Source organism: Streptomyces sp. SGAir0957 (genome assembly GCF_043523415.1).
This window is the reverse complement of sequence record NZ_CP027293.1, coordinates 1167989-1183180: the sequence shown is the minus strand read 5'-3', so window position 1 is coordinate 1183180 and position 15192 is coordinate 1167989. Positions and strand designations below refer to the sequence as shown.

Here is a 15192-nt window from a genome sequence, read left to right as displayed (position 1 = left end):
GAGCCGCGCGATGAGTGAACTGCGGTACGTCTACGCGGTGTGCGGCGCTCTCGAAGCCCCGTTGGCGGCGGACCTGTCCGGCGTCGGCGGGGCCGCGCCGCGCCTGATCGAGCACGCCGGCCTGACCGCCGTCGTCAGCCATGTGCCGGCCGAGGAGTTCTCGGAGGGCGCGCTGCGGCGCAACCTGGAGAACCTCGACTGGCTCGCCGGCACCGCCCGCGCCCACCAGGGCGTCATCGCGGCGCTCGCCTCGCTCACCAGCCCGCTGCCGCTGCGCCTCGCGACCGTGTTCCGCGACGACAGCGGCGTCCGCGCCATGCTGGAGGCGGAGCAGGAGCGTTTCCGCACGTCGCTCGCGCGCATCAGGGACCGGGTCGAGTGGGGTGTGAAGGTCTTCGTCGAGGACCAGCCGAAGGAGACCGGCGCGCCCGCCGCCGACGCGGCCTCCGGGCGCCGCGAGCGGATCTCCGCGCAGGCCCTCGGCGCCGGTTCCGGCCGCGACTACCTGCGCCGGCGCCGCGCCGAACGCGAGGGCCGCGACCAGATCTGGCGCACGGCCGAGACCTTCGCGCAGGAGCTGCACGACCGGCTCGCGGAGCGCAGCGCGGAGACCCGGGTCCACCCGCCGCAGAACCCGGAGCTCGCCAAGAGCTCGGGGCGCAATGTCCTCAACGGGGCCTACCTTGTCGACCGTTCGGAGTCGGAGGCCTTCGTGGAACTCGTCGACGCGACCAAGGACGGACAGCCCGGCCTGCGCGTGGAACTGACCGGGCCCTGGGCCGCGTACTCCTTCTCCACCCCGCCCGAGGAGCGCGAGGATCCGGCCGAGCCGTCGGTGGGAGGTGCGTCATGACCGTCATCGAACGCCGTGAGGTCGCCCTCGTGGACCTCCTCGACCGGCTGCTCGCCGGGGGAGTGGTCCTCGCGGGCGACGTCACGCTGCGCATCGCCGACGTCGACCTGGTGCGCATCGACCTGAACGCACTGATCAGCTCGGTCAACGAGAACGTCCCTTCCCCGTTCGAGGACATGCTGTGAGCACGTACGACGACAGCCCGGCACCCGCCCACCCGGAGGAGAAGCCCGCCCACCCGGAGGAGAAGCAGGCCAGCCCAGAAGAGAAGCAGGTCGAGAAGGCGCGCGGGCGCATCCAGATCGAGCCCGACACGGTGGAACGGGACCTGATGAAGCTCGTCCTGACCATCGTGGAGCTGCTGCGGCAGCTGATGGAGCGGCAGGCCCTGCGCCGGTTCGACACCGGGGACCTGTCCGAGGAGCAGGAGGACCGCATCGGCCTTACGTTGATGCTGCTCGAGGACCGGATGGAGGAGCTGCGCGAACGCTACGACCTGAAGCCCGAGGACCTCAACATCGACCTCGGACCGCTGGGCCCCCTGCTGCCGCGCTGACCCCCGCCCCACACGGTGAGGAGACCGCATGATCTCGGTGGACCTGCTGGGTTTCCTCGGCGTGGTCATGGTGGCCTATCTCGTGCCGGGCCCCGACTTCCTCGTCGTCGTACGGTGCGCCGCCGAGAACTCCGCGAAGGGGCGGGCGGCGGCGCTCGGGGCGCAGAGCGGCCTCTGCGTGCACATGGGCGCCGCCGTCGCCGGTCTCTCCGTGATCGCGGCGCGCTCGGCCATGGTCTTCCAGGCCGTCAAGCTGCTCGGCGCCGCCTATCTGATCTACCTCGGCGTACGGGCGCTGCTCACCGCGCGCAGGACGGCGGAGCCCCACCCGGACCGCCCCTCCCGCACCTCGCGCCCCGGCGGCCGTCGGGCCGGCTTCACCGAGGGATTCCTGACCAACGTGCTCAACCCGAAGGCGGCGCTCTTCTTCCTCAGCGTCCTGCCGCAGTTCGTGCACGGCGGCGGGTCGACGACCCGGCAGATCCTCTTCCTCGGCACCGTGGACATCGCCGTCGGCCTCGTCTACTGGTGCGTCCTGGTGGCGTTCGCCGCGCGGCTGCGGGCCCTGCTCGCCCGCCCCGCGGTCCGCCGCCGCTGGGAGCTGCTGACGGGCTGGTTGTTCATCGCCCTCGGCGGAGGCGTCGCGGCCTCGTCCTGACCGGGTCCGGCCAGGACAGAGCTCAGGATGCGGCACGTCACCCGATCGGCGGGCGTGTTCACGGACGAAGTGGTTACCCGCAGTCCATGGGCAAGCGAACTGATCTCGGTGACGAGCACGACGAGTACAGCGGCGCGAACGCCGGCGCGGAGGGTTTCGGCCCGTCCGAGCAAGTGGAGCGGCGCGCCCCCGACACCCCCACCGACCTGCCCAAACGGTCCTGGATGGCGGTGCTCAAAGGCAGCCTGCGCGAGTTCAAGGACGACGAGCTCACCGACCGGGCCGCCGCACTGACCTACTACGGGGTCCTCGCGCTGTTCCCCGCGCTCCTCGTCCTCGTCTCGCTCCTCGGCATCGCGGGCAAGTCCACCACCGACAAGGTGCTCGACAACCTGCGGCAGCTGGCGCCCGGCTCGGTGCGGAACATCATCACCGACGCGGTGCAGCAGTTGCAGGGCAACGCGGGCACGGGTTCGCTGGTCGCCGTCATCGGCCTGCTCCTGGCAGTGTGGTCGGCCTCCGGCTACGTCGCGGCCTTCATCCGCTCCGCCAACGCCGTCTACGACATGCCCGAGGGCCGGCCCGTGTGGAAGGTCCTGCCCGTACGTGTCGGCGTGACCGTGGTCCTGATGATCCTGGCCGTGGCCAGCGCCCTGATCGTGGTCTTCACCGGCGGGGTGGCGCGGCAGGCGGGCGACATGCTGGGCATCGGCGACACCGCGCTCACGGTGTGGTCGATCGCCAAGTGGCCCGTCCTCGTCCTCCTGGTCACCATCATGATCGCGATCCTGTACTGGGCCACGCCGAACGCCAAGGTCAAGGGCTTCCGGTGGATCACGCCGGGCAGTGTGCTCGCCCTGGTGGTCTGGATGGTCGCCTCCGCCGCGTTCGCCTTCTACGTCGCGAACTTCGCCTCGTACAACAAGACCTACGGGACGATGGCCGGAGTCATCGTCTTCCTGGTCTGGCTGTGGGTCACCAACCTGGCGATCCTCCTCGGCCTGGAGTTCGACGCGGAGACCGCGCGCCAGCGCGCCGTCGCGGGCGGCCATCCGCCGGAGGCGGAGCCCTATGTCGAGCCGAGGGACACGCGCGCGTGGGACGAGCAGGACAAGCGACGGATGGACGAGTCCTGACACGGACAGGCCATGGTCCTGACGAATACAGGCAGGCCCTAGTCCCGCCTAGTCCTGACGAATACAGGCCCTAGTCCTGACGAAGGCAGGGCCCTAGTCCACTTCGATCCCGTAGTCCCGCAGCAGCTCTTCGAGGCCGCCCGGGTAGCCCTTGCCGCCGAGGACGAAGTCCCAGTCGCCGTTGGGCCGGTGGCGGAACGAGCCGAGGACGAGCGCCGTCTCGCCGGGGCGGCCGTCGGAGACGTCGAGTTCGCCCAGCTCGCTCATGCGCGGGTCGAGGAGGCGGATGCGGGCGTCGGAGAACCCGGCCAGGTCGGCGGCCGGGTCGACCGCGGGGTCGACGGCGGCGACGAGGACGAGGCGGTCCGCCTCGGACGGCAGGCTGTCGAAGGAGACGCGGAGCGCGGCCTTGTCGCGGCCGTCCGGCGGGATCTCCTGGACCGAACCGTCCGGGGTGCTCGGGTTGTTGTAGAAGACGAAGTGGTCGTCGCTCAGGACGCGGGTCCCCGCGCAGACGAGGGCGCAGACGTCCAGGGCCACCGCACCCGCCCAGGACATCCCGAGCACGTTGTAGTCGGGCGGCAGCTGCGGGCTCGGCAGGAACATCGTCGGCTCGTCGGGGACGGGCGCGTCCCGTGGGCCGAGGCGACCGCGCAGGCCGTGCCGGTGCAGCAGGTCGACGAGTTCCTCGCCGGAGATCAGCTCCAGCGGCTTGCCGTTGGCGAAGGTGTGGGAGCCGGGACCGAACTTCGACGTCGTCACGAGAACGCCCTTGTTGGCCCCGGCGTCCTGCACGGTGCCGAACAGATCGCGCACGGCGGTCGGCGGCACCGTGGCGCGGTACCGCTTCACCTGGACGACGATCTTGCCGCCGCGGATCGGGGCGGGGTCGAGCGCGTCGACGTCCACGCCCCCGTCGTTCGACCGCTGCGTCGTGACCGCCTGCATCCCCATCGCCCGGAACAGTTCGGCGACGAGCGCCTCGAAGGCGACCGGGTCCATCGCGTACAGATCGGGTTCGCTGTCACCGCCGTGGCTGACCACCCGGTTGCCGACCTCGTCCGGGCGGCGCGCGGGCCGCACGGCCGTCAACTGGTCCGGGCGGGCCGAGAGTTGACCGCGCAGTCCGTCGGCGAGGCAGCTGACCGGGTCGACCTGCGCGAGATGCAGGCCCTCGAAATCCGCTCGGGTGGCCATCACGGTGGCCAGCACGATCTGCCCGGGCCTGCCGGTCACCGGGTCGTGGTCGTCGACGAACCCGTTCAGCGCGACCGAGTCCAGGGCGCCGAGGCCGTCGGCGGAGAACAGGTCGTGCAGCGCGAGCAGCACGCACTGCGCGACGACCTCCCGGTACAGCGCCCGCCGCTGCGTGACCGGGCGCGGGCTCTCCTTGTCCTGGTCGAGGGAGGCCACGTACCGCACCGCCTTCGCCTCCGGGACGACGGCGTAGCCGGGCAGTTCCCAGTCCAGGACCAGCTGGCCCGCGGCCGCGTCGTACGCCGCCGCGACCCGGCGGGGGAACCCGTCCGGCCAGGCGGTGGAGGAGTAGAGCGCGGCCGAGAAGTACTCGACGACGGCCTCCGGCTCCCGGCGGCGGACGCCCTCGACGACCGCCGCGACCCCCGCGTTGTGTCGCCGCACCTCGGCCAGCCGGGCGCCCGCCCACGCGTCGTACTGCTCGCGGTACGCCGCGAGATCCCGCCGCCGCCGGGCCTCGGCCGCCTGCGCCACGCGCAGGTCGTGCTCGTAGCGCGCGTGCGCCTCCGCCTGTGCCTGCGCGCGCCGGTTCGCCGTCCAGCCGGTGTGCGCCTGGTACAGCGCGGGGTCCGGCACGGGTACGGGGTGCGCGAGGGGCCCCGGCGCGAACGGCTCGATCTCCTCGCCGCGCAGCAGTGACTCCGCGCGGAACGCGGGGGCCAGACACCCGGCGGCCAGCAATCCTTGTAACGAGGCGACGTGCGCGTCGAGTTCCTCCGTACGCCGGTGCGCCTCCGCCTGCCGGTACTCGCGGTGGCTCTGCGCGACCCGGCGCTGATAGGCGCGCGCCTGCTGCGCCTCCAGCCTGCGCTGCCTCGCCTCGGCCTCGGACTGGCGCTGCTGCTGCCGCTGCATCTCGGCCCAGACGCCGACGACACCCGTGGAGCGACGACTCATGTAGGAACAACCTCCCCCGCACACATCACCGTCGACGGACCCAGGCTGCCCCCACAGCCGGACGGTGACTTCTTGACCTTACCCAGCAAACGCGGCCACGCATATCCACCTGTCACGAACAACCGGCGCCGACCGTACGGGCCTTGGCGGGTGTGCCGCAGGGTCTTGGCGGGTGTGCCGCGGTGCTCTGTCGGGTGTGCCGCGGTGCTGCCACGGGTGTGCCGCAGCCCCGGCGAAGATCACTCCGCGTACCCTCGACCCCGTGCCCCCACCCCCCTCGCCCCGCCCGCACCGCGTCGCCGTACTCGTCAGCGAAGGGGCGAAACCGCTCGACGTCGGGATTCCGGCGCAGGTGTTCACCACGCGGGCGAGCATGCCGTACGAGGTGCGGGTGTGCGGAGCCGCGCCGGGGCCCGTGACCGGCGGGGACGGTCTCTCGTACGTCGTGGAGCACGGGCTCGAGGCGCTGGAGTGGGCCGATGTCGTGTTCGTGCCCGGATACCGGTTCCCCGACCGGGACGATCCGCCCGCGGCCGTCGTCGACGCGCTGGGCGGCGCGCACGCGCGGGGAGCGCGGCTCGCCGCCATCTCCACCGGCGCCTTCACGCTCGCCGCGACCGGGCTGCTCGACGGGCGCCGGGCCACCACGCACTGGCACTACACCAAGGCGCTCGCGGCCAGGCACCCCCGGGTGCGGGTCGACGAGAACGTGCTGTTCGTCGACGAGGGCTCCGTACTGACCTCCGCCGGCGCCGCCTCCGGCATCGACCTGTGCCTGCACATCCTGCGCGGCGACCTCGGCGTGGCCGCCGCCAACCACGCCGCCCGGCGCCTCGTCGCGGCCCCCTACCGCAGCGGCGGTCAGGCCCAGTACGTGCCGAGGAGCGTGCCCGAGCCGCTCGGGGAACGGTTCGCCGCGACCCGGGAATGGGCCCTGCGCCGCCTCGGCGAACCACTCACCCTGGAGGCGCTCGCCGCGCACGCCGCCGTGTCGCCGCGCACCTTCTCGCGCCGCTTCGTCGACGTCACCGGCTACACGCCCATGCAGTGGGTGATGCGGGCCCGGATCGACGTCGCCCGCGAACTGCTCGAACGGTCGCAGCGCGGGGTCGAGCAGATCGCCGCCGACGTCGGCCTCGGCACCGGCGCCAACCTGCGCCTGCACTTCCAGCGCATCCTCGGGACCACGCCGAGCGAGTACCGGCGCACCTTCGCCAAGGGGGAGTGACCCCCGGGCGCCGCCTGGCGAGATCCTTGCGGACCATGGCGATCGTGCCGCTGTCAGCGGCGTCCGCCGCGCGCGAGCCTTGAGGCGCACCCACGGCAGGGAGAGAAGGGACCTCACCTCATGACCCGTATCGCCATCAACGGATTCGGCCGCATCGGACGCAACGTGCTGCGCGCGCTGCTCGAACGCGACAGCGGCCTCGAAGTCGTCGCCGTCAACGACCTCACCGAGCCCGCCGCCCTCGCGCGGCTGCTCGCCTTCGACTCGACGGCGGGCCGCCTCGGCCGCCCCGTCGGCGTCGACGGCGACACGCTCGTGGTCGACGGCCACCGCATCAAGGTCCTCGCCGAGCGCGAGCCCGCCGACCTCCCGTGGGCCGACCTCGACGTGGACCTCGTCCTGGAGTCGACCGGCCGCTTCACCTCCGCCAAGGCCGCCCGCGCGCACCTCGACGCGGGCGCGCGCAAGGTGCTCGTCTCCGCGCCCTCGGACGGCGCCGACGTCACGCTCGCGTACGGCGTCAACACCGACGCGTACGACCCGGAACTGCACACGGTCGTCTCGAACGCCTCCTGCACGACCAACGCGCTCGCCCCGCTCGCCGCCGTCCTCGACGAACTCGCGGGCATCGAGCACGGGTTCATGACGACGGTGCACGCCTATACCCAGGAGCAGAACCTCCAGGACGGCCCGCACCGCGACGCCCGCCGCGCCCGCGCCGCCGCCGTCAACATCGCCCCGACGACCACGGGCGCCGCCAAGGCGATCGGCCGCGTCCTGCCCAACCTCGACGGGAAGCTCTCGGGCGACTCGATCCGGGTGCCGGTCCCCGTCGGCTCGATCGTCGAACTCAACACCACGGTCGAGCGCGACGTGACGCGCGAGGACGTGCTCGCCGCCTACCGGAGCGCCGCGCAGGGCGCGTTGGCCGGAATCCTCGAGTACTCGGAGGACGCGCTCGTCTCCTCCGACATCACGGGCAACCCCGCGTCGGCCGTCTTCGACTCCGAGCTGACCCGTGTCGACGGCCGCCACATCAAGGTCGTCGCCTGGTACGACAACGAGTGGGGCTTCTCGAACCGGGTCATCGACACGCTCGAACTCCTCGCGCGCGGCTGAGGATTGACATGGTGCGCGGTCGTCTGTTTGTGCGAGCGGATTGCGGCAAACCGCAGACCATGGCTACTCAACGAGACAGCAACGACAACGACAACGGCACCCAGAGCGGTACGCAGAACAAGGCCAAGACGGCGGCCAAGACGGCCACCAAGGCCGCGACCGGCACCGCCTCGAAGGCGGAGTCCGCGGGCGCCAAGGCCGGCCGCGCCGCCGAATCGGCGGGCTCCGGCACCGCGCGCGCCGCGACCGGTGCGGGCCAGGCCGCCGGCCGCGCCGCGCTGACCACGGGCGCCGCCCTGAACACGGCGCGCGAAGGCGTGACGACCGCGGCCACGCAGGTGGCGTCCGTCGCCACCACGGCGTGGACGGTCCTGAAGAACCGCAAGCTGATCGCCGCGGGCGCCACCGCCGGGGCGACCGCCCTGACCGTGGCCTCCTACGCGGCCGGCCGCCGCGCCGAGCGGAGCAACCACGGCCCGCTGACCCGGCTCACCGGAGGCCGCGTCTGACGGCGGCCGCTCCCATGGCCCCGCGCCGACGGGAACCGAGCCGCTTCGCGTGCGACCCGCGCCACGCCCTGCGGCGGGCCGAAGCCGAGCACCCCGTTCCGGGGGTGCAGGACGACGCCCGCCGCCGGGCCGCGATGGCCGGCCATGCGCGTCGGCTCCCGGCCGCCGAGCCGCACGGACGAGCCGGGGGCGGACCGGCTCCCGCGATCATCTTGCCTCGCGCCGAGCTGACGAACCGCCAGGCGCCGCGCCGCGACTCCGTAGGACCCTGTTGACCCCCGCGGAGCTGGTTCACCTCCAGCCGCCGGCCCGCCACTTCGAGGGACCCGGCTGAGCCGCCCATCCCCGCACCCGTGTCACGGCCGCGCCGGATGCAGTCCGTCCAGCGCCTGCCGGTGGCTGTGCCGCCAGCCGTTCGCGACCCGCACCGCGCCCCGCAGATGCGGATGGTCCGGGTCGAGGCCGATGTGATCGTGCACCGGCCCGGTCTGCCCGGGGTCCGGCCCGACGCCCTCGCGGGCCCGCACGGCCCCGATCTCCGCGCCGCCCGCCGGCCACAACCGCACCGCCAGGACCGCCGCCCCCAGCGTCACCGTCCCGAGGACGAGCACCGCCCACGCCAGCCCGGCCGCCGCGCCGACGACACCGGCCAGCGGATACGTGAGCAGCCAGCACGCGTGCGACAGGGAGAACTGCGCGGCGAACGCGGCCGTGCGCGCCCGCTCGGGCGCCGCCCGCCGCACCAGACGCCCGGTCGGCGTCAGCACCATCGACCCGGCGGCGCCGAACGCGCACCACGTCACGAGCAGCCCGGCCGCCTGCCAGGCACCGCCCCCCGCCACGGTGACGGCGCCGAGCGCCACGAACACGGCGGCCAGCAGCAGCGCCCCGCGCAGCATCACCGTCCGGTCGCCGACCCGTTCCAGGAGGCGCGGCAGCGCGAGAGCGACGACCATGGACCCGTCCCCGTACGCGCCGAGCGCCACCGGCACCAGGGCGGCGGATAGGCCGAGGAACTCCCGTACGTACACGACGGTGTTGACCGTCACCATGGCGCTCGCGGCGGCCACGGCGAGGTTGAGGGCGAGCAGTGACCGCAGCGCGGGAACGGTCAGGAACAGCCGGACACCGGATGTCGCGCGGCGCGCACCGGAGGAGCCCGGAGCGGACGCCGCGCGCGGCAGGGCGACGGAGACGACGAGCGCGGCGGAGACGAGGAACCCGGCCATGGTGCCGAGGAACAGCCGGTTGTAGCTGAGCACGGAGAGCAGCGCGGCGGCGAGCGCGGGGCTGAACAGGCTCTCCATGTCGTACGCGAGCCGCGCCAGCGACAGTGCCCGCGTGTAGGCGCGCGCGTCCGGCAGCACCTCCGGAACGAGGGCCTGGAAAGCGGGGGTGAACACCGCCGACGCCGATTGCAGCACGAACACCAGCACGTACACCTGCCCGACCCGGTCCACGAAGGGCAGCGCCGCCGCGACCCCGGCCCGCACCAGATCCGCACCCACGAGCAGCGCCCGGCGCGGCAGCCGGTCGGCGAACGCCCCGACGACCGGGGCCACCGCGACATACGCCGTCATCTTGACGGCCAGGGCGGTCCCGAGGACGGCGCCCGCGTCGGCCCCGGCCAGGTCGTACGCGAGCAGCCCGAGCGCGACGGTGGCCAGACCCGTCCCGACGAGGGCGACGACCTGCGCGGCGAAGAGACGGCGGTAGGTGCGGTGACGCAGTACGGCGAGCATGCGGCGGCCTCATCCGGGAGAGGGGAACAGGCGGTGACGGAGCGCGCGGAGCCTCAGCCTACGCGCACATGTGCGCACCTGTGCACATGTTTGGCGGACGCGTGCACGTGTTTGGCGGACGCGTGCCGCTCCTTCCGTCGCCTACCCTGACCCCATGCCTCCCCGCGACCCGCTCCCCGCCGCGCCGGGCGCCCATCTGCGCGAGCCGGACGGCGCCCGACTCGCCGAGGCCACGCGGGTGTTCGCGCTCCTGTCGGACGCCACCCGGCTGCACCTGTTGTGGTTGCTCGCGCTGGAGGAGTCGGACGTCGGCTCACTGGCCGAACGCGTCACGGCCTCGCGCACGGCCGTCAGCCAGCATCTGGCGAAACTGCGCCTCGCGGGCCTGGTCGAGGCGCGCAGGGACGGCCGCCACATCCACTACCGCCTCACCGACGGCCATCTGCGCCGCCTGGTCATGGAGTCCCTCAGCCACGCGGACCACCGGGTGACCGGCGCGGCCCCGCACGACTGACGGCCGCGTCAGCGCTCGGAGCCGGTGTCGCGCCTGCGCAGGTGGAAGTAGGCCGCGCCCATCGCGCCGGCGATCAGTGCGGCGCCGCCCGCGATGAGGGCCGGGTCCGTGCCGCCCGCACCGCCGCCGACGCCGGCCTTCACGCCGTGGTCCGTGCCGGTGGAGGAATGGCTGTCGCCCGTCGCGATGGTGAGGGTCGTCGTGCCCTTTTCGCCGTCGCAGTCGAAAGTGACGTCGTACTGTGCGCCGGGTTTGGCGTCGGGATATACCTGCGCGGTGGCGGAATGCCCCTCATTGAGTTCGGTGTCGTCGAAAACGGGGGCCGTCACCCGCACCGTGGGGACGTCGCATTCCGTGGCCTGGAGAGTGACGGTGCCGCCGGCCGACACCGTGCTCGGCGTGACGGTGAAACCGAAGGACGTGACGTTCGGCTCCGTGCCGCCGTCGTCCGCCACGGCGACGGGGGTGACCAGGCCGATCGCGGCCAGTGAGACGACTGCGGACGACAGCGCCGATATGCGGCGCGACGTGCGGGACGGCAGGGGGCGCATGCGAGTCCTCCGGGGAATGGGTGACCCCTCAGACGCTAAGCGCGGCATTTCCCGCCGACCATTTCGTAGGGCCGAACGAGGGACGCTCCGGACGGAATGCACCGGGCATTTGCCGGGTTACGCGTGTTGCAGTCGCGGGCGGACTTCCCGATTTGCATATGTTTTGAGCGCGCCCCACGGCGCCCACAACTTCCGCAACTCCGGCAACCGCCGCACGAGAACAGCGAGTTGAATCACATGAACCGCATGAAGTACGCGTCCGCCGCCGCCCTCTCCGCCCTGGCGGTGCTGGCCGGCCCCGCGTCCGCAGCGATCTCCGCCCCGCCCGCCTCCGCGGTCCAGGCCGCGCGCCCGTCGATCAGCGCGAAGGCGACCGTCGGCAGCGTACGGGCGTGGCAGCAGTTCCGCGTCTACGGCACCACGCAGCACCTGCGCGCGGGCACCCGCGTGACGCTGCAGCAGATGCAGGGCAAGAACAAGCGCTGGGTGTCGCTGCCCATCACCATGACCACCAACCGCAGGGGCGCCTACAACCTGCGCGTCAAGCTCGGCCTGATCGGCCAGAACTCCCTGCGCATCGTCGGCGGCGGCGCCACCTCCCCGGTCGTGAAGGTCAACGTCCACCGCTGAGCGCCCACCGCGGCTGACATGAGCGGGTCGAGGGCCGGGGAAACGGCGCCGCGGCCCGCTCAGCGCGGTGCGCGCCGCCGCTTCCGCAACAGGTGCGCGCGGACGAGCAGGGGCGCGCAGCACAGGGCGAACAGCGCGCCCGCCGCGCCGAGGTGCCGGGTCAGCCCAGGACCGGCGTCGGACGGCCCCGGCGTGGCGGTGGGCGCGGCGGCGGCGACGGCCGACGCGGTCAACTTGCGCACGCCTTCCGGGCGTTGCTTCGCGTGCGGATCCATGTGTTGCGGGCCCGCCCCGTGCACATGCCGCAGCGGCGCGGCGACGAAACCCCAGTCGAGCAGCGACCGGCTCTCCTCGTAGACCGCGTTGAACGTGCCCTGCTGCGGATTCATCACCGTCACCAGGATCGTGCGGCCCTTGCGGCTCGCGGCGCTCACGAGAGTGCTCCCGGCCTGCGACGTGTAGCCGTTCTTGACGCCGATGAGCCCCGCGTACGGCGTCACCCCGTGCGAGCCCACCAGGAGCCGGTTCGTGTTCTGGATGCCGAACGCCTTCGGGCCGCCGGACGCCGGGAACTGGGCCCACTTGGTCCCCATGTAGCGCCGGAAGTCCCGGTTCTTGAACCCTTCCTTGGCGATGAGCGCGAGATCGTGCGCCGACGAGTACTGCCCGGGGGTGTCGAAACCGTCCGGCGACCGCACCTGTGTGTCGCGGGCCCCGATCCGGCGCGCGGTGTCCTGCATCTCGGCGAGGGTGCGCGCCACCCCGCCGTTCATGTGCGCGAGGGTGTGCACGGCGTCGTTGCCCGAGCTGAGGAACACCCCGCGCCACAGGTCCGCGACCGTGTACCGGCTGCCCTCGTCGACCCCGACCAGGCTGCTGCCCGCCGCGACCTCGGCCAGATCCGTGTACGTGGCCCTGTGCACGGCGTCCTGGCGCAGCTTCGGCAGGAGCGCCACCGCGAACAGGGTCTTCAGCGTGCTCGCGGGCGGCAGATGACGGTGCGGCGCCTTCGCCGCGAGGACGTCGCCCGTGTCCGCGTCCATGACCTCCCAGGACAGCGCGGACAGGGACGGCGCGGCGGGCGGCGCGGGAGCGGGGGCATGGGCCGGCGCCGGGCCATGGGCCGGTGCGGGGTCGTGCGCCAGGGTGAGGGGCTGGGTCGGGGTGAGGGTATGGGCCGGGGCGGGCCCGGCGACCGCACCGACGGTGACCGCCGCGAGCAGCCCGGACGTCGCAAAGCCGAGGAATGTCGCCATGCCGGAAACGTAGAAGCGTCACCGCCGCGTCGCGCTCCGCTTACGCCACCTGGTCCAGATGCGCCGAACGGGTGAGGGAACTAGCCTTTTCGGGCGACGGTCCGCCCCCTCGGCAACGAGCGCCGCGTACGTACGCTGGAGAGACACGACGGTGGAGGTGTGGCGCCATGACGGCTCGGACACGACTGCTGAACCGGCTTCCGCGTGCGTATCGCGACCGGCTGATGGCCCTGGCCACGGAGGTCTCGTTCGCCCAGGACACCCGCATCTTCGACGAGGGGGACCGCGCCGACCGGTTCTGGATCATCAGGACGGGCATGGTCACCCTCGACGTACGGGTCTCCGACCGCACGACCCTGCCCATCGACCCGCTCGGGCCCGGCGACCTGCTCGGCTGGTCCTGGCTCTTCCCGCCCTACGAGTGGGACTTCGGCGCCGAGGCGTTCAGCCCGGTGCGCGCCTACGAGTTCGACGCCGGGCCCGTGCGCGCCCTCTGCGACCTGGAACCCGCCCTGGGCATGACCCTGCTGCACGGCGTGGCCGAGGTGATGGCGCACCGGCTGGAGTCGGCCCGTACGGCCCTGGTCGACGCACACCGCTCGCACGGCCACCTCTGAGCCCGCCCGGACCTGACACCGCACGCGGGGTCACTCGTGGGCGCGCCGCCCTTCACCCGCCTCGACGCCCCGACGGGCGGCGCGCGCCGCGAGGGGGTTGGCTCGGCCGGGAACACCGTCCGTGGCCACACCGCCCGAGGGGCCCCTCATGCGCCGCACCACGTCCTGGCCCGCCACCGCTGTCGCCACCGCGGCGCTGCTCACGCTCGCCCTTCCGGTGTGCGGGCCCGCCTGGGCGGGGGAGGAGGGCCCGGGCGCCTTGGAGCTGACCCCCGCCGACGCCGGACCCGGTGCCACCGTCACCGCGAACACGACCGAGTGCGGCGAGGACGAACGCGCGACCGGCGACGCGAACAGCCTCGGCGCCGGTGACTTCCCCTTGCGGGCCGGAACCCACGAGGGCGATCTGGCCGGTCGGTTCCAGGTGCCGTCCGGGGCGCGCCCGGGAACGTACCCGGTCACGGTGGACTGCGAGAGCGGCGGCACCGTTGTACGCCAGCTCCTCACCGTGTCGGCCCGAGGCTCCACCGAACTGCACGGCGTACGCGCGGGCGACGGTGGTTCGCTGGGCCGCCTCGACACGGCCCAGCTCGTCCTCGGCGGAGCGCTGGTCGCGGGCTCCCTGGGCGCGGCCGGGTACTACCTGCGCCGACGCGCCCAGGAGCGCTGAGACCGGTCAGCCCTTGCGGGTCCTGACCTCGTCGGTGAGTTGCGGGACGACGTCGAAGAGGTCGCCGACGACGCCGTAGTCGACCAGGTCGAAGATCGGGGCCTCGGCGTCCTTGTTCACCGCGACGATCGTCTTCGAGGTCTGCATACCGGCCCGGTGCTGGATCGCGCCGGAGATGCCGTTGGCGATGTACAGCTGCGGCGAGACACTCTTGCCGGTCTGGCCGACCTGGTTGGAGTGCGGGTACCAGCCCGCGTCCACCGCGGCGCGGGAGGCGCCCACGGCCGCGCCGAGAGAGTCGGCGAGCGCCTCGATCAGCGCGAAGTTCTCCGCGCCGTTCACGCCCCGGCCGCCGGAGACCACGATCGCGGCCTCGGTCAGGTCCGGACGCCCGGTCGACTCGCGCGGGGTCCGGCCGGTGACCTTCGTACCGGTCGCGGCCTGCGAGAAGGACACCTCGAGCGCCTCGACCGCACCGGCCGCCGGGGCCGCCTCGACGGCCGCGCTGTTCGGCTTCACGGTGATCACCGGGGTGCCGGTCGAGATCCGGGACTTGGTGGTGTAGGACGCGGCGAACACCGACTGGGTCGCCACCGGGCCCTCCGCGCCGGCCTCCAGGTCGACGGCGTCGGTGATGATGCCCGACTTGATCCGCAGCGCCAGACGCGCGGCGATCTCCTTGCCCTCCGCCGAGGACGGCACCAGCACCGCGGCCGGGGAGACCGCGGCGACGGCGGCCTGCAGCGCCTCCACCTTCGGCACCACCAGGTAGTCGGCGTACTCGGCGGCCTCGTGGGTGAGCACCCGGGTCGCCCCGTGCTCGGCCAGGGCGGCGGCGGTGTCACCGGCACCGCTGCCCAGCGCCACCGCGACCGGCTCGCCGATCCGGCGGGCCAGCGTCAGCAGCTCCAGGGTGGGCTTGCGGACGGCACCGTCCACGTGGTCGACGTAGACCAGAACTTCAGCCATGAATCCGTACTCCTTGAATGAAACCGAGTG

General features: G+C 73.0%; 17 protein-coding genes. 12 read left to right on the top strand and 5 right to left on the bottom strand.

The window, feature by feature from the left end:
* The first annotated feature begins 10 nt into the window (after nt 1–10).
* The 5 genes from C1N81_RS10615 (at nt 11) to C1N81_RS10595 (ending at nt 3203) form a co-directional block, all read left to right on the top strand.
* Nucleotides 11–853, top strand: a complete 843-nt coding sequence (locus C1N81_RS10615; protein ID WP_394428517.1) for a GvpL/GvpF family gas vesicle protein — start codon at nt 11–13, stop codon at nt 851–853.
* The gene (locus C1N81_RS10610; RefSeq protein WP_324768917.1) at nt 850–1038 is read left to right on the top strand and encodes a gas vesicle protein; all 189 of its coding nucleotides are present in this window, start codon (nt 850–852) and stop codon (nt 1036–1038) included. Before C1N81_RS10615 ends, C1N81_RS10610 begins: the two co-directional genes overlap by 4 nt.
* Nucleotides 1035–1409: a gas vesicle protein K gene (locus C1N81_RS10605; protein WP_394428516.1), complete on the top strand. Its 375-nt coding sequence runs from the start codon at nt 1035–1037 to the stop codon at nt 1407–1409. The genes C1N81_RS10610 and C1N81_RS10605 overlap by 4 nt, the downstream gene beginning before the upstream one ends.
* A 28-nt stretch (nt 1410–1437) precedes the next feature.
* On the top strand, nt 1438–2067 hold the full coding sequence (locus C1N81_RS10600; protein ID WP_394428515.1) for a LysE family translocator: 630 nt from the start codon (nt 1438–1440) through the stop codon (nt 2065–2067).
* An 86-nt stretch (nt 2068–2153) separates the two neighbouring features.
* On the top strand, nt 2154–3203 hold the full coding sequence (locus C1N81_RS10595; RefSeq protein ID WP_394428514.1) for a YihY/virulence factor BrkB family protein: 1050 nt from the start codon (nt 2154–2156) through the stop codon (nt 3201–3203).
* 93 nt (nt 3204–3296) lie between these two features.
* Here the strand turns inward: C1N81_RS10595 and C1N81_RS10590 are convergent, their stop codons facing one another.
* Nucleotides 3297–5357, bottom strand: coding sequence for a restriction endonuclease (locus C1N81_RS10590; RefSeq protein ID WP_394428513.1), 2061 nt, complete (start codon nt 5355–5357; stop codon nt 3297–3299).
* Between the two features lie 262 nt (nt 5358–5619).
* Between C1N81_RS10590 and C1N81_RS10585 the strand changes: the two genes are divergently transcribed.
* From C1N81_RS10585 to C1N81_RS10575, 3 genes are all read left to right on the top strand, one after another.
* Entirely contained in the window at nt 5620–6585 is a 966-nt protein-coding gene (locus C1N81_RS10585; RefSeq protein ID WP_394428512.1) for a GlxA family transcriptional regulator, read from the top strand.
* Between the two features lie 120 nt (nt 6586–6705).
* A complete protein-coding gene (gap, locus tag C1N81_RS10580) occupies nt 6706–7704 on the top strand; it encodes a type I glyceraldehyde-3-phosphate dehydrogenase (protein WP_394428511.1) in 999 nt (332 codons plus the stop codon).
* Nucleotides 7705–7763: 59 nt separating this feature from the next.
* A complete protein-coding gene (locus tag C1N81_RS10575) occupies nt 7764–8213 on the top strand; it encodes a hypothetical protein (protein WP_394428510.1) in 450 nt (149 codons plus the stop codon).
* Nucleotides 8214–8569: 356 nt separating this feature from the next.
* On the opposite strand, the gene C1N81_RS10570 is transcribed toward C1N81_RS10575, so the two are convergent.
* The gene (locus C1N81_RS10570; protein WP_394428509.1) at nt 8570–9955 is read right to left on the bottom strand and encodes an MFS transporter; all 1386 of its coding nucleotides are present in this window, start codon (nt 9953–9955) and stop codon (nt 8570–8572) included.
* Between the two features lie 154 nt (nt 9956–10109).
* Between C1N81_RS10570 and C1N81_RS10565 the strand changes: the two genes are divergently transcribed.
* Nucleotides 10110–10469 carry an ArsR/SmtB family transcription factor gene (locus C1N81_RS10565; protein WP_394428508.1) on the top strand — a complete coding sequence of 120 codons (360 nt, stop codon included), beginning with the start codon at nt 10110–10112 and terminating at the stop codon, nt 10467–10469.
* Nucleotides 10470–10477: 8 nt separating this feature from the next.
* Here C1N81_RS10565 and C1N81_RS10560 read toward each other — a convergent pair whose 3' ends face one another.
* Entirely contained in the window at nt 10478–11020 is a 543-nt protein-coding gene (locus C1N81_RS10560) for a hypothetical protein (protein WP_394428507.1), read from the bottom strand.
* Between the two features lie 237 nt (nt 11021–11257).
* Between C1N81_RS10560 and C1N81_RS10555 the strand changes: the two genes are divergently transcribed.
* On the top strand, nt 11258–11650 hold the full coding sequence (locus C1N81_RS10555; protein ID WP_394428506.1) for a hypothetical protein: 393 nt from the start codon (nt 11258–11260) through the stop codon (nt 11648–11650).
* Nucleotides 11651–11709: 59 nt separating this feature from the next.
* On the opposite strand, the gene C1N81_RS10550 is transcribed toward C1N81_RS10555, so the two are convergent.
* Entirely contained in the window at nt 11710–12906 is a 1197-nt protein-coding gene (locus tag C1N81_RS10550) for a D-alanyl-D-alanine carboxypeptidase family protein (RefSeq protein WP_394428505.1), read from the bottom strand.
* A gap of 167 nt (nt 12907–13073) precedes the next feature.
* Here C1N81_RS10550 and C1N81_RS10545 point away from each other — a divergent pair, with 167 nt between their 5' ends.
* Both C1N81_RS10545 and C1N81_RS10540 read left to right on the top strand, forming a co-directional pair.
* A complete protein-coding gene (locus C1N81_RS10545; RefSeq protein ID WP_394428504.1) occupies nt 13074–13523 on the top strand; it encodes a cyclic nucleotide-binding domain-containing protein in 450 nt (149 codons plus the stop codon).
* 148 nt (nt 13524–13671) lie between these two features.
* Complete coding sequence (locus C1N81_RS10540; protein WP_394428503.1) at nt 13672–14193, top strand: COG1361 family protein; 522 nt, start codon at nt 13672–13674, stop codon at nt 14191–14193.
* A gap of 6 nt (nt 14194–14199) precedes the next feature.
* Here C1N81_RS10540 and C1N81_RS10535 read toward each other — a convergent pair whose 3' ends face one another.
* A complete protein-coding gene (locus C1N81_RS10535) occupies nt 14200–15162 on the bottom strand; it encodes an electron transfer flavoprotein subunit alpha/FixB family protein (RefSeq protein ID WP_394428502.1) in 963 nt (320 codons plus the stop codon).
* Nucleotides 15163–15192 lie beyond the last annotated feature (30 nt).